We start from the raw sequence: 22017 nt of genomic DNA, 5'->3' as shown, positions 1-22017 counted from the left end.
GACGCACGCAGCGCGAGCGATCTGCTTCGCGGGCAGCTGTGCGAATCCGCAGCGCCGCTTCGCGCCCATGGCGCTGAGCCGCGTCGACCAGGCGCGGCCGCCGCCGCGCTGCTGAGCCGGCCGCTCCGGCTATCGCCAGGCGCGGCACGCCGCGCACTCCATTTTGTTTCCATCGTCGGTGGCCGTGCGCCGCCGTGCGGACGCTTGCTGCTCCTTACAGGGGAAAACCTATGAATCGTGTATTCCGCATCGTGTGGTCGCGCGCCTTGAACGCCTGGGTCGTTGCCTCCGAACTCACCGGGAAGCATGGCAAGGGGCGTGGCCGCTGCGGCGTTGCGGGTGCGGACGAGCGCGCAGCGCCGGCGCGCTCGAACCTTGGCGCATGGACGCTGCGCCTGGCGGTGCTCGCCGCGCTGGCCGTGCCGCAGGTGCATGCCGCCGACCGCTACTGGGACGTCAACGGCGGCTCCAACGGCAGCGGCGGCACCGGCGACTGGGAGCTCGTCTCACCGTATTGGAATGCCGCCAACGATGGCGTGGCGGGACCGTTCTACAGCTGGAACAACACCGCGCTCGACAACGCGATCTTCGCCGGCACCGCGGGCATCGTCACGCTCAAGGCGCCGATCACGGTCAACACGCTCACCTTCAACGTGGCCGGCTACGGCATCAACGGCGGTACGCTGACCCTGGCCGGCACCACGCCCGGCGTGTCCGGCTCGGCCACCATCAACTCGGTGATCGCCGGCACCGCGGGGCTGGCCAAGAGCGGCAGTGGCGCGCTGGCACTGAACGGAGCGAACACCTTCAGTGGCGGCATCAACATCACCGGTGGTTCGATCTCGGTCACCAACGATGCCGCCCTCGGTGTGGCCAGCAATGGCATCACCATGGCCAATGGCGCGGGGCTTTCCGCCAGCGGCGGTCAACTCGCCTCGACTCGCGTGGTCACGCTGACCGGCGGCACCGTGGTGCTGACCGGCAACGGTGTCGGCTATGCCCGTTTCACCGGCACCGGCAACGTCAATGCCGGCAGCGGCGTGGTCATGGGCAATGCCGCCAGCAATTACGACGGTGTGACCAACTTCTATACCGGCGGAACCTATGGCATCACCTCCGTCGGCAATATTGGCGAGGCGAGCGCGGTCGGTGCGCCGACCACGGCGGCCAACGGCCTGATCGTGGTGCAGGCCGGCGGCGGCCTGGGCGGTACGCTCAATTACGGCGGCGCCGGCAATGTGTCCAACCGCGACTGGCGCTTCGCCAACACTTCCAGCGGCGGCAACGCGCTGCGCAACATCGGCACCGGCACGCTGACGTTGACCGGCAATATCGGACTGACCGGCGCATGGACGACCGGCCAGAACTTCCAGGCGGTATCGGGCGACATGCAACTGCTGGGCACGATCAGCAGCACGTCGGACCGCACGGTCTCGTATACCGGCAGCGCGGGCCGCACCATCACCCTCGGCGGCGCCAATACCTACACCGGCCCCTCCACCATCAACACCATCACGGTGGTCGCTTCCGTGCTGGCCGATGGCGGTACCGCCAGTTCGTTCGGCCTGAACAACGTCGGCAACCTCAACCTGCAGAGCGCCACCTTGCGCTATGTCGGCGCGGCCACCTCGACCAACCGCACGCTCACCTCGGACGGCCTCAGCGCCTTCTACAACGACGGCACGGGCGCGCTCTCCTATACCGGCCAGATCGCCTTCGTCAACGGCGGCACCGACACGCTCACCCTTGGCGGCAGCTACGCCGGCGCCAATACGGTAAGCGGCGTCATATCCAACACCGGCAACCTGGTGGTGAACGGCAGCGGCAGCTGGCTGCTGAGTGGCGCCAACACCTACGCGGGCACCACCACCGTGCAGGCCGGCACGCTCACCGCGGGCGGCGCCAATGCGTTCGGCAACTCGAAGGGCCTGGTCGTCAACGGCGGCACGCTGGATTTCAACAACTTCGACATCACCGCGCCTTCGCTCGCCGGCACCGGTGGCACGCTGCAGCTCGGCGGCGGCTCGCTCACGCTCAACGCCGCCAGCGGCACCACCGGTTATGGCGGCGCGATAGCCGGCAGCGGTGGCCTGACCAAGCTCGGCGCGGGCACGCAGACGCTCAGCGGCGCCAACACCTACAGCGGCGCCACTTCCATCGGCGGCGGTACGCTGGCGCTGGACTTCACCGTGGCCGGCGCGCCGGCAAGCCAGATCGTCAGCGCCAGCTCGTCGCTCAACCTGGCCGGCGGCACGCTCTCGATCAAGGGCAAGGCGGGCGCCAACAGCCAGAGCTTCAACGGCCTGAACGTCACCGCCGGCAGCAACCGCATCAGCGCCACCGCCGGCACCGGCGGCACGCTGACGCTGGGTTTGGGCGCGATCAACCGCAGCGGCGGCCTGGTCGATTTCGGCTTCAACACCGGCGGCACCATCACCACCACGCATGCCGACGGCGCGCTCGGCGGCTGGGCCACGGTCAACGGCACGGACTACGCGCAAGTCACCGGCGGCGTGATCACCGCCTTCACCGCGTATGCCAACAAGGACGACGCCAGCACCTGGCTCAACGGCGACATCGTCAGCGACGAAGGCGGCAATGCCAACACGCCGTACTTCGGCACAGTCAACGGCAGTGTCGCGCTGGGTGGCCTCAAGGTCACCGCGCCGTCCAACTCGGGGGTGACCATCGGCGCCGGCAATACGCTGAGCGTGGATGGCAGCATCATCGTCTCGCCGTTGTCGGGTACCGCGTCGCAGGTCTTCCAGGGCGGCAGTATGACCGGCGGAGCCGGTGGCAGTCCGCTGGGTGTGCTGCAGAACGGCGGGGGCGTATTCAGTATCAGCTCCACCATCGTCGATAACGGTGGTGCCACCAGCTTCGCCTCGGGGGGCTCGGGTGCCGGCTCGGTGGCGCTCACCGGCAGCAACACGTATACGGGTGCGACCACGGTCAGCGGCGGCACGCTGAGGATCAACAGCATCGCCGACGGCGGCACGGCGAGTGCGCTCGGCGCGTCGAGCAATGCGTCGTCCAACCTGATCATCGAGAACGGCACGCTGCGCTATATCGGCGCCACCGCCAGCAGCGACCGCGGCTTCACCCTGGTCAATGGTGGTCCGTCGCGCACCATCCAGGTGGACGGTACGGCCAACGTGACCCTCGGCGGCGTGGTCACCAGCCCCGACGACGCCGGCTTCAACAAGACCGGCACCGGCACGCTGACGCTGGCGAATGCGGTCAACGATTTCGTCGGCGTGCTGACGGTGAGCAACGGCACGCTGTCGGTCGGCACGCTGGCCAACGGCGGCACGGCCAGCGGCATCGGCGCCGGTAGCAGCGATCCGGCCAACCTGGTGCTGCAGACCGGCGGCAGCCTGCAATACAGCGGCGCCACCGCATCGATCGACCGCGGCTTTACGCTCGGTTCCGGTGGTGGGCATGTCGACGTCGCGCAGGCGTCCACCACGCTTACCGACAGCGGCACGGTGACTGGCGCGGGTTCGCTCACCAAGGACGGCGCGGGCGTGCTGGTGCTGTCCGGCACCAATACCTACAACGGCGGCAACACGGTCAATGCCGGCATCCTGCGCGCCGGTTCCAACCAGGCGTTCGGCGGCGCCGCCAATGGCTCGGGCGCGGGGCGCCTGACGGTCAATGCGGGTGCGACCGCGGATCTTGCCGGCCACAACGTATGGGTGGGCGGCCTGTACGGCGCCGGCAATGTCACGCTCGGCGCCGGCACGCTGCAGACCAACACCACCGGCAACTTCAGCGGCGCCATCAGCGGCACCGGCGGCGTGTCGATCAACGGCGCCACGCAGACGATGAGCGGCTGCGGCAACACGTATACCGGCGCCACCACGCTCAACTCCTCCACGCTCAGCACCGACTGCCTTGCCAACGGCGGCCAGCCCAGCGGCGTGGGCGCTTCCAGCAGCGCGCCCGCCAACCTCACGCTGTACGGCGGCACGCTGGTTTATACCGGCGCGAGCGTGGCGATCGACCGCGGCATCCTGCTCAGCGGCAACGGCGCTATCAATATCGGCAATGCGGCCACCACGCTCGGCGTCAGCGGCCCGATACAAGGCGGCGGGCAGTTCCAGAAGCAGGGCCCGGGCACCCTGGTGCTGAGCGGCGCCGACACCTACACCGGCGGCACCTACAATCGCGGCGGTATCCTGCGCGCTGCCGCGGCCAACGCGTTCGGCACCGGCTATCTGGCGCTGGACAACACCGCTGGCGTGCTGGTCGACCTCAATAGCTTCAACACCAACGTAAGCTATTTCTACGGCGGCGGCACTACGGGCGGCAATATCGACCTGGGCAGCGCCACGCTCACGGTGACCAACGGTGCCAGCAGCCAGGCGGCAGCCAATTACGCCGGTGCAATCACCGGCACCGGCGGCCTGGTCAAGAATGGCGGCGGCTTCGAATACCTTTCCGGCAGCACCAGCACGTACACCGGCACCAATACGGTCAACGCCGGCTTCTTGCAGGTGTTCAAGCTCGCCGATGGCGGCACCGCCAGCTCCATCGGCGCGTCCAGCGTCGGCGCCGGCAACCTGGTGCTCAATGGCGGCACGCTGATGTACGTGGGCGCCGGCGACAGTACCAATCGCCTGTTGACGCTTGGCGCATCCGCCAGCAGCGCGCTGGATGCCTCAGGTACTGGCGCCGTGCAGTTCACCAACACCGGCGCGCTCGCCTTCAGCAGCCCCAACACCACGCAGACGGTCACGCTCACCGGCACCAGCACCGGCAACAACAGCCTGGCCCTGCAGCTGTCCGACAACGGCACGGGCAAGACCTCGGTGCGCAAGACCGGCACCGGCACCTGGATCCTGCGCAACCCGGCCAGCACCTATACCGGCATTACCACGATCATCGGTGGCGTGCTGGGCGTGGACAAGCTCGCCAACGGCGGCCAGGTCAGCAGCCTTGGCCAATCCTCCGCTGCCGCCGCCAACCTGGTGATCGGCAGCGGCGCGACGCTGCGCTATACCGGCGCGGGCGACACCACCGACCGCCTGTTCACGCTGTCCACCGGCTCGAGCGTGATCGAGTCCTCCGGCACCGGCGCCATCGTGTTCGCCAACACCGGTTCGGCGGCTTATGCCGGCGCCGGCAACCGCACGCTGGGCCTGGGCGGCACCAACACCGGCCTCAACGTGATGGGCGGCAGCATCATCGACGCCTCCGGCGGCATCACCACGGTGGCGAAGAACGATGCCGGCACCTGGGCGCTCACGGGCACGAATACCTATACCGGCAACACCGTGATCAACGGCGGCATCCTGCAGCTCGGCGCCGGCGGCACCACCGGTTCGATCGCCAGCGCCAACGTCATCGTCGCGGCGGGCACGCTGGCGTTCGACCGTGCCGACACTTCGACCGTGCCCGGCACCATCTCCGGCGCCGGCAACGTGGTGCAGCAAGGCAGCGGCGCCACCGTGCTCACCGCCGCCAACACCTACACCGGCGGCACCACGATTACCGCCGGCACGCTGCAGCTGGGCAATGGCGGCGCCAACGGCAGCATCCTCGGCGACGTGGTGGACAACGGTACGCTGGCCTTCAACCGTTCGGACATCTATACGTTCGGCGGCCTGGTCTCCGGCACCGGCGGCGTGACGCAGCTGGGCAACGGCACTACCGTGCTCACCGGCACCAACACCTATAAGGGCGCGACGACCGTGCAGGCCGGCACGCTGCTGGTCAATGGCGACCAGACCGGTGCGACCGGCGCCACCACCGTGCAGAACGGCGGCACGCTGGGCGGCAAGGGCATCGTCGGCGGCGACGTGACGGTGGCCAATGGCGGCGCGCTCAATCCCGGCGATGCCGGCGCGGCGGGCACGCTCACCGTCAACGGCAGCCTGGCCTTGAATGCCGGCGCCGCGATGAATTACCAGTTCGGCCAGGCCAACGTGGTGGGCGGCGCGCTCAACGACCTCACCGTGGTGCACGGCAACCTGAGCCTGGATGGCACGCTCAACGTGGCGGCGACGCCGGGCGGCAGCTTCGGCCCGGGCCTGTACCGCATCATCAGCTACGACGGTTCGCTTGCCGACAACGGCCTTGCACTGGGCACCACGCCGTCCGGCAGCTTCCAGGTGCAGACCTCGGTGGCGCACCAGGTGAACCTGCTCAACAGCGGCGGACTCACGCTCAACTTCTGGGACGGCCCCAGCGGCAATGCCAACAGCACCATCGACGGCGGCAGCGGCGTCTGGCAGAACTCGGCCGGCAATGCCAACTGGGCCGACCAGACCGGCCAGTACAATGCGCCGTATACCGATGGCGAGTTCGGCATCTTCATGGGCGCGCCGGGCACGGTCACGGTGGACAACGGCCTGGGTGCGGTGACCAGCTCGGGCATGCAGTTCGCGGTGAACGGCTACACCGTCGCTGGTGGCGCGCTCACCCTGAGCGGCGCGCCGAACATCATCCGCGTGGGCGACGGCACCGCCGCGGGCGCGGGCATGACGGCGACCATCGCCGCGGTCCTGGCCGGCACCGGCGGTGTGGTGAAGGACGATCTCGGCACCCTGGTGCTGAGCGGCGCCAACACCTATGCCGGCGGCACCACGGTCAACAGTGGCGTGCTGCAGGTGGCGGGCGATGCCAATCTCGGCAACGCGGCGGGCGGTCTGGCCTTCGACGGCGGCACGCTGCGCAATACCGCGGCGATCTCCACTGCGCGCGCGGTGACGATCAACCAGGGCGGCGCCACCTTCGAGACGCAGGCGAACCTGGAGCTGAGCGGCACCGTCACCGGCGCGGGCGGGCTCACCAAGACCGGCAGCGGCAGCCTCACCCTGGACGGCAGCAACACCTATACGGGCGGCACCATCATCAACGCAGGCGGCATCATCGTGTCCAGCGATGCCAACCTCGGCGATGCGAGCGGCGCGTTGACGTTCAACAACGGTGTGCTGGAGAACACCGCCGCCATCACTTCCGGCCGCGCGGTCGCGCTTAACGGCGCGGGCGGGCGCCTCCTCAACGATGCCGACCTGACGCTCAACGGCGCCATCGCGGGCGCGGGTTCGCTGAACAAGGACGGCAGCGGCACGCTGATCGTGGGTGCCGACAACAGCTACACCGGCGGCACCCTGATCCAGGCCGGCACGCTGCAGGTAGGCAACGGCGGCGCCAGCGGTTCGCTCCTGGGTGCGGTGGCCAACAACGGCACGCTGGTCTTCAACCGCGCCGACACCCTGGCGTTCGCCGGCCAGATCTCCGGCACCGGCTCGCTGGAACAGCAGGGCGCGGGCACCACCGTGCTGAGCGGCAACAACAGCTACGGCGGCATCACCGCCGTTCGTGCGGGCGGCCTGTTCATCAATGGCGACCAGAGTGCGGCGACCGGCGCCACTTCGGTCGATGCCGGCGGCACGCTCGGCGGCAAGGGCATCGTCGGCGGCGACGTGGCGCTGGCCGACGGCGCCACGCTGAGCCCGGGCGACGTGGGCAGCGCGCCGGGCACGCTCACCGTCAAGGGCAACCTGGGCATGAGCAACGCCAGCAATCTCAACGTGAATCTGGGCCAGGCCAACGTGGTGGGCGGTCCGCTCAACGACCTGGTGCAGGTGAACGGCGACCTCGCGCTGGACGGCACGCTCAACGTGGCGGTGTCTTCCGGCGGCAACTTCGATCCGGGTATCTACCGCGTCGTCGGCTACAACGGCGCGCTTACCGACAACGGCATGAGCATCGGCTCGGTGCCGTCGCCGGATTACTTCCTGCAGACCTCGATCGCGCACCAGGTAAACCTGGTCAACACCGCCGGCCTCAACGTCAACTTCTGGGACGGCAACGGCGCGCGCGGCGATGGCCAGATCCAGGGCGGCGACGGCGTGTGGCAGAACAATGCCGGCAACGACAACTGGACGGTGACCGACGGCAGCATCAACGCGCCGTACCAGGACAACGCCTTCGCCATCTTCAGCGGCACCGGCGGCACGGTGACGGTGGACGGCAGCCTCGGCGCGGTGAACAGCGGCGGCATGCAGTTCGCGGTGGACGGCTATCGCGTGCAGGGCGACGGCATCGCGCTCGGTGCATCGCCGACGGTTATCCGCGTCGGCGACGGCACCACGGCCGGCACCGCCATGACGGCGACCATTGCTTCGGTGCTGAGCGGCACTGGTGGCATGACCAAGTCCGATCTCGGCAGCCTGGTGCTGGCGGGCGACAACACCTACACCGGCGGCACCACCGTCACCGATGGCGTGCTGCAGCTGGGCGAGGGCGGCGCGGCCGGCTCGGTCCTGGGCGATGTGGCGAACAACGGCACGCTGGCATTCAACCGCTCGGACAGCTACGCGTTCGGCGGCGTGGTTTCCGGCACCGGCGCGCTGGTGCAGAAGGGCAGCGGCACCACCGTGCTCGGCGGCGCCAACACGTATACCGGCGCGACCACGGTGCAGTCGGGCAGCTTGCTGGTGAACGGCAACCAGTCCGGCGCCACCGGCGCCACCGCGGTACAGAGCGGCGCCACCCTGGGCGGCATGGGCACCATCGGCGGAAATGTAACGGTGGCCGACGGCGCCACGCTGAGTCCGGGCGATGCCGGCGCGGCGGGTACGCTCACCATCAACGGCAACCTCGCACTGGGCGCCAACAGCAAGCTTGCCTACCAGCTCGGCCAGGCCGGCACGCCCGGTGGCGCGCTCAACGACCTCACCGTGGTGCATGGCAACCTCACGCTGGACGGCGCGCTCGACGTGACCGCCACCGCGGGCGGCAGCTTCGGCGCGGGCGTGTATCGGCTCTTCAGCTACGACGGCGCGCTGACCGACAACGGCCTCGCGCTCGGTGCGGTGCCGAGCGGCGATGCCTTCGTGCAGACCTCGATCGCCCACCAGGTCAATCTGGTGAACAGCGCCGGGCTGACGCTGAGCTTCTGGGACGGCCCGGGCCACGCCAACGACGGCGCCATCAACGGCGGCACCGGCACCTGGCGCCTGGCCGACAACGACTACTGGACCGACGCCAGCGGCGCGCTCAATGCGCCGTACACCAATGGCACGTTTGCGGTGTTCGGCGGCGCGGGCGGCACGGTCACGGTGGACAACGCCAACGGGCAGGTGAGCGCGTCGGGCATGCAGTTCCAGGTGGACGGCTACCGGGTGACGGGCGGCTCCGTCACCTTGGCCGGCGGCGCCGACACCATCCGCGTGGGCGACGGCACCGCGGCTGGTGCCGGCATGACGGCCACGATCGATGCGGCGCTGACCGGCAGCGGCATGCTGGTGAAGGACGATCTCGGCACCCTGGTGCTGACCGGCGTCAACACCTATACCGGCGGCACCACGGTGCACGCCGGCACGCTGCAGATATCGAACGACGGCAGTCTCGGCCAATCCTCCGGCAACCTGTCGATCGACGACGGCACGCTGCACACCACCGGCAACATCCTCAGCAGCCGCACGGTCGGCGTAGGCGGCGCCGCCACCATCGACGCCGACGACGGCACCACGCTGCAGCTGGCCAACGGCATCGGCGGCAGCGGCAGCCTGACCAAGGTGGGCAACGGCACGCTGGTGCTGGCCGGCACGTCCAACTACGGCGGCGCCACCACGGTGGCGGCGGGCACGCTGGCGGCGGCGGTGGACCATGCGTTCAACGCCGCTTCCGCGTTCACCGTGCAGGGAAATGCCACGCTCGATCTCGCCGGCCACGCGCAAAGCATCGGCGCATTGAGCAATGCCGGCACGGTGCACTTCGGTGCGGCGCCGGGCGCTACGCTGACGGTGCGCGGCGATTACACCGGACAGGGCGGCACGCTGCTGTTCAACACCGTGCTTGGCGACGACAGTTCCGCCACCGACAAGCTGGTGGTCGCCGGCAACACCTCCGGCAACACCGTGGTGCGCGTCAACAACGTCGGCGGCGCGGGTGCGCAGACCGCGCAGGGCATCAAGCTGATCGATGTGCAGGGCACGTCCGGCGGCACATTCGCCTTGCAGGGCGATTACGTGTTCCAGGGCCAGCAGGCGGTGGTGGCCGGCGCATATGCGTATCGGCTGTACCAGGGCACGGCCAATGCGAACGACGGCGACTGGTATCTGCGCTCGGCGCTGGTGAATGGTTCCACCGGACCGACGGATCCGGGCAACCCCGGCAATCCGCAGCCGCTGTACCAGCCTGGCGTGCCGCTGTACGAGGCCTATGCCGGCATCCTGCAGCAGGTCAATACGCTGGGCACGCTGTTCCAGCGCACCGGCGACCGCCTGTGGACCGGCGTGCAGGCCGAGGACAACATGAAACCCGGCGAAGGCCTGTGGATGCGCGTCGAGGGCGGCGACCAGAGCTTCAAGCCCGAGACCAGCACCAGCGCCACGCGCTACGACCTGTCGACCTGGAAAGCCGAGGCCGGCATCGACACCACGCTGAGCGAAGGCGAGGGCGGCAAGCTGGTGGGCGGCGCCACGCTGCAATACGGCCGCTATCAGTCGAATGCGCAGTCGGTATACGGCCAGGGCCGCCTGAAGACGCGCAGCTACGGCATCGGCGGCACGCTTACCTGGTACGGCGAGAACGGTTTCTATGTCGACGGCCAGGCGCGCTGGTCCAGTCTCGATACCGATCTGCGTTCGACCACGCTGGCGCAGTTGCTGGAAGACGGCAACAAGGGCAGCGCGTACGCGCTGGGCGTGGAAGCCGGCCGGCGCTTCCGGCTGGGCGACCAGTGGTCGCTGGTTCCGCAGGCGCAGTTGACGTACGGCAAGGCCAGCTTCGACAGCTTCAACGATGCGTTCGGCGCGCACGTGGCGCAGCAGCAGGGCACCACGACCACCGCACGTGCCGGCGTGATGGCCGATTACCGCAGTGCGCGCCAGGGCGAGTCGGGTTCGGTCGCCACGCACGTCTATGCCATTGCCAATCTGTATCGCAACTTTGGCGGCGATGCGCGCGTGAACGTGGCAGGCACTGACTTCACCTCGCGCAACGAGCGCCTGTGGGGCGGCTTCGGCCTGGGCGCGTCGCTGGACTGGGCGGACGGACGCTATTCGGTCTACGGCGAAGTGCAGGCTTCGACCGGCTTGAAGCACTTCGGGGATTCGCATGCGCTCAACGGGACGTTGGGCTTCCGCATGCGGTGGTGACGGCCCCAAGTCCCTCTCCCGCATGGGAGAGGGGCTTTTTCTCCGGCTGATGCTTGCGCCAGGCATTCGATCGCGTCTGCTGGCCAGGCGCGACGATCCCCGCCTTTGCGATCCGCATCACGGTCGCTGGCGCGATAACGGCGCAACGATAGACAACGTTGTCATCGCCGTTCGACGGGCGCTGCTGTTCGTATTTTTGGCTTCTTTCATCCAGCCCGGTAAGGGGGTGGATGCGTGAGGCTGCGCGCGGCTGACGGGAAAGAGGGGAATCGTTGTCATCCCGGCCGATGGATACCACGGCCCATCAGCAGCCTTCACTCGGAGACATGTCCATGCCCAGCAAGCAGCATCTGGCGAAGTGGTCCACCCTCGGCATGCGCGCGATCGCCACGGCGACTTTGACCGCGGTGTCCATCGGTGCGCATGCGCAATCGCAACCGGCTTGTTCGGTCGCCTGGAACGCTTCGACCATTTACGTCGGCGGCGACCAGGCGAGCGAAAACGGCGTCAATTACGCCGCCAACTGGTGGACGCGCGGCGACGACCCAGCCACGCACAGCGGCGCTTCCGGCAGCGGCCAGCCGTGGACGGTGGTGGCCAATTGCGGCGGCGGCACCAATCCGCCGCCGCCACCGCCGCCGCCGGTTGGCAGCACTTCCGGCACGATCAACTTCCATCTGCTGCTGGGCGTGGGCAATGCGCAGGACCAGCTGGTTCTCACCGGCGACAACTACACCGACCTGATCGTGTCCAACCTGATCGCCGGCGTGATGTACGGCCATCTGGTGCAGGAGTACTACCCCGGCCTGCAGTTCAACAAGGACTACGTCTACGGCTCGGTGCTGGCGCAGCTGCTGCAGGAAAATATCGCCACGCAGGATTATGTCGGCAGCGGTCCGCTGATCGATCCCTCGCCCGACCAGCAGGCGGTGATGGGCGTTGGGCAGGGCGGTCCGTACCAGATCAACAACTACGCCGCGGACATGGTGTCCGGCAGCTATGCGCCGGCCGGGCATTCGCTGATCAATTACATCGCGATCCAGAAGCATATCGGCTACACCATGGCCACCGCCGCCACGCAGTACAGCAAGCCGACGCCGGCCTCGTTCAACAACAAGTACTACGGGCCGATGCTGACGGCCTATTTCCACTACAACGATTTTGTCGCGCTGATCGTGACCGGCACCGGCGAGGGCGGATGGGTCACGCCATGGCAGCCGGCCTTCAACAATGCGCTGGTCAATTTCAAGACGCTGCCGAACAACTTCTTCGACGTGCTGTTGAACGTGGCCTATAACCAGGGCTATTACGGCGGCCTGGTGGGAAGCTACAGCCGGCTGGGGGCGACGGCCACGCCGGCGACGGTGGCATCCGTGGATGCGTACAGCTCGATCTGGGGCGTGCAGGATACGTATCGGCAGTATCCGTACCAGGTGCGTTATTACCTGGACCAGCTGTACGACAAGCCGATACCGACGACCAGCGCGACCACGCTGGTGACGCCGGCCAATCACGTGTATGTCAGCGCGGGAACGCTGGGAAGCGTGTTCTCCAGCGTGTTCCAGACCTTGGCTTACGCGAACGCTTCCGGCACTTCGTCCAGCTATATCTCGGCGGCGCAGGCGCAGGCGGCGTTCAATGCGGCGCTGGGGCAGGCAGGTGTGGCCGGCACGGCGAGCCTGGATATCGGCAATGCGGCGGATCGGGCGAAGCTCTTCAGCGTGCTGGAGTTCGCGATCGGGAATCTCGAGAGCAACCTGGGCATGAAGTTCAATGCGACGACGCTTTCGCAGCTCTGACGTGTAGGTTGGGGTGAGCCTGTGGCGAACCCCAACGGGCGCCCGGCCGTGGCGTTCCTGTTGGAGTTCGCTGCGTTCACTCCAACCTACCTTGGGGTGCTGGCTTCGATGTAGGGGGTGGCTGAGAGTGCGGCGTTCACGCCGGCGAAGCCCCGTTCCATCACGCTCGCGAATGCCTCGCGCGCCTTCCGCTTCGCGCGGAAGGCGCGCAGCGCTTCGCCATATGCCACCACCAGCGTGCCGACCAGCATGGTCGCCGCAAGGCGCGCTTCGGGATCGGCATGCGGGCGGCCGACGGCATCGGCGAGCATCGCCGCCAGATCGTCGGCCAGCGTGCCCTGCAGCTCGCGCGCACGCACGGTGAGTGCGGGGCTGTCGGCGACGGTGCTCCAGAACTGGATGGGGCGCTTGTTGATGCGGAACATCGGGTGCTGCTCATCCAGCAATGCACGCATCAAGGCCTGGAATACCGGCACAGGCGGCTGGTCTCCGTTGGCGGCGATGGCCTGGCGCACCAGCTCACGGCTTTCGTCCTCGCGGTCGAACACCATGTCTTCCTTGCGCGGGAAGTAATTGAACACGGTTTTGCGGGAGACGCCGGCTTCCTGTGCGATCTCGTCCACGGAGACGTTCTCGAAGCCGCGTTCGACGAAAAGCAGCGTCGCCACGTCCGAAATCATCTGGCGCGTGGCTGCCTTCTTGCTGTCCCGCAGACCGGGCGGATTTGACATGTCGATGCTCGTCCCGCAAAACTTACACTCAGTGTAACATTTTGGCCGGGCATCCGACACCCCCTTCAATCCGGCCTCCGCCCAAGGAAATCGCCTTGATCTACGACGTCGTTATCGCCGGAGCCGGCCCGGTCGGCCTGTTCCTGGCCTGCGAGCTGCGCCTGGCCCATGTTTCGGTGCTGGTGCTGGAGCAGGCCGAGGATCCGCATTCGCCGCTGAAGCGCCTGCCGTTCGGCATGCGCGGCCTGTCCGCGCCTACCATCGAAGCTTTCTATCGCCGCGGGCTGCTGGACGGGATTCCCGTGCCGAAACTTTCAAAGGATGGCGCCAACGGCACGGCAGCGGCGCATTGGCTGGGCCAGCCGCGCCAGCCGGCGGGGCATTTCGCCGGCATCCAGTTCTATCAGGACCAGGTCGACATTTCGAAGTGGCCGTACCGCCTGCCCACGCCGGCAGGCACCAGCATGATGGTCGAGCTGGAATCCCTCGAAACCGCTTTGGCCGCGCGTGCGAACGCATTGGGAGCGAAGGTGCGGCGTGGCTTTGCCGTCGAGGGCTTCGAGCAATCGGATGGCGGCGTGGCGATTCGGGCGGGAGGTGAAACCTTTCACGGACGCTGGCTCGTCGGCTGCGATGGTGGCCGCAGCAAGGTACGCAAGCTGGGCGGCTTCGAGTTTGCCGGCACCGATCCGGAATTCACCGGCTATTCGGTCGAAGTCGAACTGGCCGATCCCCAACAACTGCGCCCCGGACGCCACTACACCGCCACGGGCATGTACACCTACACGGCACCCGGAACGATCGCGATGGTCGACTTCGATGGCGGCGCCTATCACCGTACCCAGCCGGTCGCGCTCGAACATGTGCAGTCCGTGCTGCGCCGCGTCTCCGGCGTGGAGGTCACCGTCACCGCCCTGCGCCTGGCAACCACCTGGACGGATCGCGCCAGACAGGCGACGGCATATCGCAACGGACGCGTGCTGCTCGCCGGCGACGCCGCGCACATCCATTCGCCGCTGGGCGGGCAGGGCCTCAACCTCGGTATCGGCGACGCGATGAACCTTGGATGGAAACTCGCCGCCACCATCCACGGCCACGCACCCGAAGGTCTGCTCGATACCTACACCAGCGAACGCCATCCGATAGGCGCCAAGGTGCTGGACTGGTCGCGTGCGCAGGTGGCGCTGATGCGGCCGAGTGCCAGCTCGCGTGCACTGGAGGCGATCATCCGCGACCTGATCGATACGCGCGACGGCGCGACGTATTTCGCCGAGCGCGTATGGGGCGTGGCGCTTCGCTATGAGCTCGGCGAAAGCCACCCGCTGGCGGGATACAGTACGCCGGATTTCGAGCTGGCCGATGGAACCAGGCTTGGGGAATGGCTGAAAGCGGGCAAGGGCCTGGTCGTCGATTTCGATGCAAGCGCGCCGCTGCAGTCGCTGGCGGAACGTTGGAGCGATCGGGTCGCCTATATCTCAAGCCATGCGAAAAACAGCCTGGGCGTGAGCGTCCTCCTGGTTCGCCCCGACGGCTTCGTCGCCTGGGCCAGCGAAGGCGAGCTGCATGCTGGCGAAGCAGGGAACGCCGTGGCTCGATGGTTCGGCCAGTCCCTCCATTGATGACCAGGGCTCAACGCGCGCCGATGCCGCGAGCCAGCTTCGCAAGCGTACGCAGCAACGGCCGATACAGATGCTCGGGCGTGTTGCCGTACCCCAGCACCAGGCCATTGTCGGCCGGGCCTGGCTTCCCCATGAACGAGGACAGCGCGAGCGCACCCACGCCGTGCGCTCGCGCTGCGCCGACCAGTTCGCGATCCGGATAGCGGGCCGGCAGCCGCACCGTCAGATGCAAGCCGCAGGGGCCGCCCTCGACCTGATGCTCGATGGAGAAAACGCCTTCCAGGGCTTGCAGCAGCGCCTGCCGCCGGTCGCGGTACAAGCGCCGCATCCGCCCGAGATGGCGCGCGTATTCGCCGCTGCCGATGAAGTCGGCCAGCGCCAGTTGCGCATGGCGTTGCGCACCGCGCTGCAGCTCGCGCAGCGCGTCGGCGACTACGAGCATCAGGCCATGCGGCAGTACGAGGAAGCCGATCCGCAGCGCGGGAAACATGGTTTTGCTGAAGGAGCCCAGGTACAGCACGGGTGCATCGGCCACGAGGCCTTGCATCGCGCCCACCGGTTCGCCGGTGTGGCGAAACTCGCTGTCGTAATCGTCCTCGATCACCCAGGCGCCATGGCGGCGCGCCGTTTCAATCAGCGTGAGGCGGCGGGCGACCGAGAGCACCGCGCCGGTGGGATATTGATTGGACGGCGTCGTATAGATGATCCGCGGCGCCGGCGCGTTCGCCTCGGCAGCCTCCACGCACATGCCTTGCGCGTCGACGCGCACCGGTACCACCTCCAGGTCGCCGGCATGCATGGCCGTGCGTGCGCCGCGATAGCCGGGTTCCTCGGTCCAGGCCACGTCGCCCGGATTGGTCAGCAACTGCATGCACAAGGCCAGCGCGTCCTGCGCGCCTTCGGTCACCACGATCTGGGCCGGTTCGCAGTGCACGCCGCGGGTGACGGCGAGATGCCGCGCGATCGCCGCGCGCAATGCGGGTTCGCCGGCCGGGTCGCCATAGCCCAGTGCGGCGGGGCCGTGGTCGCGCATGGCGCGATCGAGTGCGCGCCGCCATGTGCCGGTGGGGAATTGCGCGAGCGCCGGCACGCCGGGCCGGAAATGGCCGCCCTCGTGCGCGGGTGGCGTGGCTGCGCGTGGACGCAGGTTCGCCACCCTGCGCGCAACCACCGGCGGCGCCGCCGCCTGCCTGGTGCGCGCCGGCCGGGTCAGCTCGGTGACGCGCGTGCCGCGCCGGTCGGATTGCACGAATCCTTCGGCCAGCAGTTGCTCATAGACGGCCATGACGGTGTTGCGCGAGATGCCGAGCGCCTCCGCCAGCGCGCGTGTTCCCGGCAAGGGACTGCCGGCCGGCAGCGTGCCGCCGAGCACGGCTTCGCGCAGCCGCAGCAGCAATTGGCGTTGCAGCGATGGCGCGCTGCGGGCGCGCGATAGCGGTGCATCCAATGGCTGCTGCCGGGTCGGGCGGTGGGCACGGGGAAGCGTCATCGTGTGGCACCATAAAACTGCCATGATCTGGCGCTTTTCATGGTACCTAGGCCTGCCTACGATCTTCAAACACGCCGGCCCGCCGCCGGCTCACCCAGCGAGACCGCGCCTTGTCCCACACCGCCAACACCTACGGACAACCCATCGGACTGCCCGTGTCCGGCTGGACCCCACGCCCGCGCCCCGGCCGCGTGACGCTCGACGGCCGCTACTGCCGCCTCGAACCGCTCGATGCGCAACGCCACGGGGCCGAGCTGTATGCCGCCTACGCCATGGCTCCCGACGGGCGCGACTGGACCTATATGTCCGTCGGTCCGTTCGAGGACGAAGCCAGTTACCTGGTCCACGCGCACAAAGTGGAAGCGAGCGCGGACCCGTTGCATTACGCGGTGATCGATCGCGCCAGCGGCCGCGCGGTCGGCACCCTTGCGCTGCTGCGCATCGACCCGGCCAACGGCTCGATCGAAGTCGGCTTCGTGGCGTTCTCGCCGGCACTGAAGCGCACGCCGGTATCGACGGAAGCGCAATACCTGCTGATGACTTATGTATTCGACGGGCTGGGTTACCGCCGCTACGAATGGAAATGCGACGACCTCAACGCGCCTTCGCGCGCGGCCGCCGCACGGCTCGGCTTCCAGTACGAAGGCACCTTCCGCCAGGCCGTCGTCTACAAGGGACGCAACCGCGACACCGCATGGTTCGCCATGACGGACCGCGATTGGCCGGCGCTGTCGGCGGCTTTCGACGCCTGGCTGGCGCCTGCCAATTTCGACGAGCAAGGCAACCAGCGCCGCTCGCTGGCGGCGATTCGCGCCGAACAGGCGTAACGCAGGGGAGGGGGTGCCCTGCGGAACGGCAACCTTCCTGTGACAAAATCCGCCCACGCGTGCTTCATTCCGAAGCACCCAAGGGCCTGTGCACGCATGAAACACCCAAGCCACGCCTTGCTCGCGCGCTGCGTCGTGCTGGCTGCCCTGCTATGCCTGCACGGCTGCGCCATGGTCGGCGTCAGCCGCATCAATGCCCACGATTCGGTGAGCGAGCAGCGCGGCGACGTGATCAGCACCGGGCGCCTGAGCGACCAGACCGTGCAATCGCTTAACGTGGTGGCGCTGGCGGCGCGCGATTGCGAGCGGGCCTTTCCGGCCTGCGTGGACACCGTGCTGCATTCGCCGGGCCTGGACGACGAGCAGCGGCTGTCCGCGCTGTCCGAACTGTGGCTGGGCCTGGCCATCCGCACCGACCGCAGCACGCGAGATACCCAGATGAGCGACCAGGCGCTCGATGCCTACCTGCAGGCGGGGCGCTACGCCTATGCCTACCTGTTCTATACGAAGCGCCAACCCTCCGAGCGCTCCTTCGAATTGCGCCAGGTGCGGGTGATCGGCTTCTACAACTTTGCCGTACAGCGCTCGATGACGCGCTTCTTCCAGGAGCTGCCACGGCTGGAGCGGCATGCCAGGCATGCCGAGCTGGCCGGCTGGCATGTCACCGGCAACGAGCCGGCGGTGCGCTGGGCAGGTGCGGCTACCGATCCGGCGGAGCTGATTCCCGCCTCGACGCTGCGCTTCAACGGCGTGCGCAATGTGTACCGGCGCGACGGTTTCGGTTCGGAATTCGTAGCGGTGGCGCCGCCGGACGCGCCATCCAGGGATGTGCCGTGGCGCGATCCCGATTATGTGTCGATGACCGGCGCCATCCTGTTCGACGGCGCCAACCTGGACGAAGTGCTCGCCACCAGGCGGGCGACGGTGCAGGTCGAGGATCCCTATCACGACGACACCATGACCGTGGCCGGGCACGAGGTGCCGCTGGCCGGCAACTTCACCGCGGCCTACGGTGTGTGGCTGGCGCGTTCGGGCTTCGCCACGCAGTCGATCCGTTCGCTGCTGGGCAGGGAAGGCGGCATCCAGACGCCGCGCGTGCTGCTGATGCAGCCTTACGATCCCAGCCGCATGACCGTCGTCATGCTGCACGGCCTGGCCAGCAGCCCGGAGGCATGGATCAACGTATCCAACGAGGTGATGGGCGACGAGGAGCTGCGCAGCAATTACCAGGTGTGGGAAATCTATTACCCGACCAATGCGCCGATCGCGGTGAACCTCGCCAATATCCGCAAGGCGCTCGACGCCACCTTCCAGCATTTCGATCCGGGCGGGCAGGCGAGGGCTTCCCATAACGTGGTGCTGATCGGCCACAGCATGGGCGGCGTGATCGCGCGCCTGCTGGTGTCCTCCAGCGGCGACAAGCTGTGGAGCCTGATGCCGGCGCGCGACAATCTCTCGAAGGCAAAGCAGGCGCGCCTGCGCGAGCGGCTGGCGCCGTATCTGCAGTTCACGCCGATGCCGCAGGTGACGCGCGCGGTATTCCTGGCCTCGCCGCAGCGCGGTACGCCCTATGCGCAGAACACGCTGGCGCGCTGGATGGCCAACCTGATCCGCCTGCCGGCCAATGTGCTGAAGGAAGTGGCCGGCGTGGCCGACCTGCTGAAGGACGGCGAGGGCGGCACGCCGGTGCGCATTCCCAACAGCGTCGACAACCTCAGCGATACCGATCCTTTCATCATGGCCGCGGCGGATCTGCCGATGTCGCCCGCGGTGCGCTACCACACCATCGTCGGTGTCTATACGCCGCCGGGGCCATTGGCTGACAGCAGCGACGGCGTGGTGCCGTACAAGAGCGCGCACCTGGAAGGTGCCGAGTCGGAGTTGGCAGTGCCTTCGTGGCATAGCGTGCAGGAGACGCCGGCGGCGATTCTGGAGTTGCGGCGGATCCTGCGCGTGCACATGGCGGCGACCGGAGCGCAGCGCTGAAGCCAGCGCGAACCCGCCAGGGCTGCCAGGCTTACGCATAGCTGTCTTTTAAGCGCTGTTCCCGGCCTTATGGACGATGGCGCCGATCGGCCGATGCGCCTATCGTCCCCGCACGCATATGCAACCTATGCGTACTTGCGCGAGCGCTGGTCGGCGCAGCCGATCTGGGCGTTCTACCGGGGGCGCGGTCACCTATCGATACGAACGGGAGACCCAGTGCTATGCAGACTCGATTGCTTTTCGCCATGGCTTCCATGGCGTTCGCCACGTGCGCCCTGGGCGCATCGCCAGCCACGCTGAAACTGCAACGCGGCGGTACCACGGTGCCGGTCACCACGCCGCTGGGCGGCGCACCGATCACCAGCCTGGAACTGGATCCGGCGACCAGCGCCGGCGATGCCGATTCGGGCGACGTGGGTGACGTCGGCTCGAAACCGGTGATCAACCGCGGCCTTCCGCACGGGAACGCCGGCAGCAACCGGCAGGCGAATGCGAAGCGGGCCAAATCCAGCCCCGAATTGCTCGGCGGCTTCGACGGCCTGAATTTCCACGATCAGCGCTATGCCAATGGCGGCAACCAGTTTTCGATCGAGCCGCCGGATCAGGGCCTGTGCGCGGGCAACGGCTTCGTCGTGGAAAGCGTCAACGACGTGATGGCCATCTACGGCAGCGCCGGCAACAAGCTGGTCGGGCCGGTCGATCTCAACACCTTCTATCACTATCCGGCGGCGATCAATCGCGCCACGGGCGCCTATGGACCGGAAATCACCGACCCCAGCTGCTACTACGATGCGGGCACGCGGCGCTGGTTCCATGTCGTGCTGACGCTGGACCGCTTCGGCACCACGTCGTCCTTCGCCGGCACCAATCACCTGGACATCGCGGTCAGCCAGACCGCCGACCCCACCGGCGCCTGGAACATCTACCGCTTGCCGGTGCAGAACAACGGCACGCAGGGCACGCCCGATCACGCCTGCGCGGGCGGCTTCTGCCTGGGCGACTATCCGCATATCGGCGCCGACGCCAACGCGATCTTCCTGACCACCAATGAGTTCGCGCTGTTCGCCGACGGCTTCTATGGCGCGCAGATCTACGTGCTTTCCAAGCAGGCGCTGGCGTCGGGCCAGCCGGCGAATGTGGCGATGTTCAACGGCGGCGATCCGGATATCCCCGCGCCCGCATTCACGGTATGGCCGGCCATCTCCTCCGGCGGGCAATACGCCGGCGGCCATAACGGCACCGAATACCTGCTGAGTTCCGATGCCGTGTTCTACGACTCGGGCACGTCCAACACCTTGTGGCTGTGGACCGTGACGAATACGCGGGCGATCGACACCACGCCGTCAGCCGTGTCGCTGAACGTGGCGCCGCTGACCGTGCAACCGTATGCCGTGCCGAGCAGTCTTGCGAAGCAGAAGCCAGGCAGTACGCCGTTGCGCGATTGCTTTGCGCTGACCGGTTGCGCACCGGCCTACCTCGGCTATCCGAACTTCGTCTATCCCGCGCCACGCGACCTGGCGGTGAACGACTCGCGCATGCAGCAGGTGAGCTATGCCAACGGCAAGCTGTGGGGCACACTGGATACCGACGTGCTGCTCGGCGATGGCAGCCATGGTTCGGGCATCAACTACTTCGTGATCAATCCGGATTCCGGCGGCATCTTCGCCAACGGCACCCTGGCCTTGCCCGATGCCAACCTCACCTACGGCGCGGCAGCCGTGACACAGAGCGGGCGGGGCGTGATCGCGTTCACCGTGGTCGGACCCAACGATTATCCGAGCGCGGGCTATGCCAGCCTGGATGCGAAGGCCGGCGCCGGCGACGTGCATATCGCCGCGGCGGGCGCGGGTCCGTGGGATGGCTTTACCGGCATTCCCTACCTGGGCGACAACCGTCCGCGCTGGGGCGATTACGGCGCGGCCGCGGCCGACGGCAATACGATCTGGCTGGCTTCGGAGTACATCGCGCAGACCTGCACGCTGGCGCAGTACCTGACGCCGCCGCTGTTCCAGTGCGGCGGCACGCGCGGCGCGCTGGGTAATTGGGCGACGCGGGTTTCGGCGATCGGGCTCTGAGTTCCAAGAGCAGAAAACAGCGGGCGCGGTGAAAATACTTCACCGCGCCTGTTCCATTTCCAAGCGCTGCTTATCGCAATTCAGTAAAAACGCGGCTCGTAGATAAGCAGATCGACCTGGTAAGTGCCGCCGAGCTGCTCGGGCCTGAGATCAGGGAAGCGCGCCCATAGCCCCTCCGCGAGTTCGAAGACCCCGGCCATCGCGCTGCCCACGGCCTGGCGATAAAGGTGCCACTCCGTCTTGTCGCTTTTTTCCTGCACAAAAGCCGCGGTTTCGTCCAGCCGGCCGACGATCTGCAGGAACACCACGTTCAAGCGCTCGGCGTCATCCCTGGTCATGGCGTTTCTTCTCCGTTTCAGGTTTCGATCCATGAC

General features: G+C 67.7%; 9 protein-coding genes. 6 read left to right on the top strand and 3 right to left on the bottom strand.

The genetic code is table 11. From position 1 onward, the window contains the following. Window positions 1-230: 230 nt before the first annotated feature. Both FHW85_RS14410 and FHW85_RS14405 read left to right on the top strand, forming a co-directional pair. The gene (locus FHW85_RS14410) at window positions 231-11117 is read left to right on the top strand and encodes an autotransporter-associated beta strand repeat-containing protein (RefSeq protein WP_168648702.1); all 10887 of its coding nucleotides are present in this window, start codon (window positions 231-233) and stop codon (window positions 11115-11117) included. Between the two features lie 332 nt (window positions 11118-11449). After that, complete coding sequence (locus FHW85_RS14405) at window positions 11450-12916, top strand: carbohydrate-binding protein (RefSeq protein WP_210427808.1); 1467 nt, start codon at window positions 11450-11452, stop codon at window positions 12914-12916. A gap of 86 nt (window positions 12917-13002) precedes the next feature. On the opposite strand, the gene FHW85_RS14400 is transcribed toward FHW85_RS14405, so the two are convergent. Then, the gene (locus tag FHW85_RS14400) at window positions 13003-13647 is read right to left on the bottom strand and encodes a TetR/AcrR family transcriptional regulator (RefSeq protein ID WP_168648701.1); all 645 of its coding nucleotides are present in this window, start codon (window positions 13645-13647) and stop codon (window positions 13003-13005) included. 95 nt (window positions 13648-13742) lie between these two features. Here FHW85_RS14400 and FHW85_RS14395 point away from each other — a divergent pair, with 95 nt between their 5' ends. Next, window positions 13743-15266, top strand: a complete 1524-nt coding sequence (locus tag FHW85_RS14395; protein WP_168648700.1) for an FAD-dependent monooxygenase — start codon at window positions 13743-13745, stop codon at window positions 15264-15266. Between the two features lie 10 nt (window positions 15267-15276). Here FHW85_RS14395 and FHW85_RS14390 read toward each other — a convergent pair whose 3' ends face one another. After that, complete coding sequence (locus FHW85_RS14390) at window positions 15277-16824, bottom strand: PLP-dependent aminotransferase family protein (RefSeq protein ID WP_210427807.1); 1548 nt, start codon at window positions 16822-16824, stop codon at window positions 15277-15279. A 41-nt stretch (window positions 16825-16865) separates the two neighbouring features. On the opposite strand from FHW85_RS14390, the gene FHW85_RS14385 reads away from it, so the two are divergent. From FHW85_RS14385 to FHW85_RS14375, 3 genes are all read left to right on the top strand, one after another. Beyond that, window positions 16866-17582 (top strand): GNAT family protein, encoded by a 717-nt coding sequence (locus FHW85_RS14385; protein WP_168648699.1) that lies wholly within the window; start codon window positions 16866-16868, stop codon window positions 17580-17582. 96 nt (window positions 17583-17678) lie between these two features. Continuing rightward, on the top strand, window positions 17679-19568 hold the full coding sequence (locus FHW85_RS14380) for an alpha/beta fold hydrolase (RefSeq protein ID WP_168648698.1): 1890 nt from the start codon (window positions 17679-17681) through the stop codon (window positions 19566-19568). A 254-nt stretch (window positions 19569-19822) separates the two neighbouring features. Beyond that, a complete protein-coding gene (locus FHW85_RS14375) occupies window positions 19823-21643 on the top strand; it encodes a hypothetical protein (RefSeq protein WP_246866767.1) in 1821 nt (606 codons plus the stop codon). 80 nt (window positions 21644-21723) lie between these two features. Here the strand turns inward: FHW85_RS14375 and FHW85_RS14370 are convergent, their stop codons facing one another. Beyond that, a complete protein-coding gene (locus FHW85_RS14370; protein WP_167256147.1) occupies window positions 21724-21981 on the bottom strand; it encodes a hypothetical protein in 258 nt (85 codons plus the stop codon). Window positions 21982-22017: the final 36 nt, after the last annotated feature.

It is taken from the genome of Dyella sp. SG609 (genome assembly GCF_012275375.1).
In the GTDB taxonomy this organism is placed as follows: Bacteria; Pseudomonadota; Gammaproteobacteria; order Xanthomonadales; family Rhodanobacteraceae; genus Dyella_D; species Dyella_D marensis.
Note: the sequence above shows the minus strand (reverse complement) of the source record. Positions and strands in the feature narration are given on the sequence as shown.

What these genes read in the sequence shown, in the direction of transcription:
- FHW85_RS14370 (WP_167256147.1), bottom strand. Translation starts at nt 21,981, where the DNA reads ATGACCAGGGATGACGCCGAGCGCTTGAACGTGGTGTTCCTGCAGATC.
- FHW85_RS14375 (WP_246866767.1), top strand. Translation starts at nt 19,823, where the DNA reads ATGGCGTTCGCCACGTGCGCCCTGGGCGCATCGCCAGCCACGCTGAAA.
- FHW85_RS14405 (WP_210427808.1), top strand. Translation starts at nt 11,450, where the DNA reads ATGCCCAGCAAGCAGCATCTGGCGAAGTGGTCCACCCTCGGCATGCGC.
- FHW85_RS14410 (WP_168648702.1), top strand. Translation starts at nt 231, where the DNA reads ATGAATCGTGTATTCCGCATCGTGTGGTCGCGCGCCTTGAACGCCTGG.
- FHW85_RS14400 (WP_168648701.1), bottom strand. Translation starts at nt 13,647, where the DNA reads ATGTCAAATCCGCCCGGTCTGCGGGACAGCAAGAAGGCAGCCACGCGC.
- FHW85_RS14380 (WP_168648698.1), top strand. Translation starts at nt 17,679, where the DNA reads ATGAAACACCCAAGCCACGCCTTGCTCGCGCGCTGCGTCGTGCTGGCT.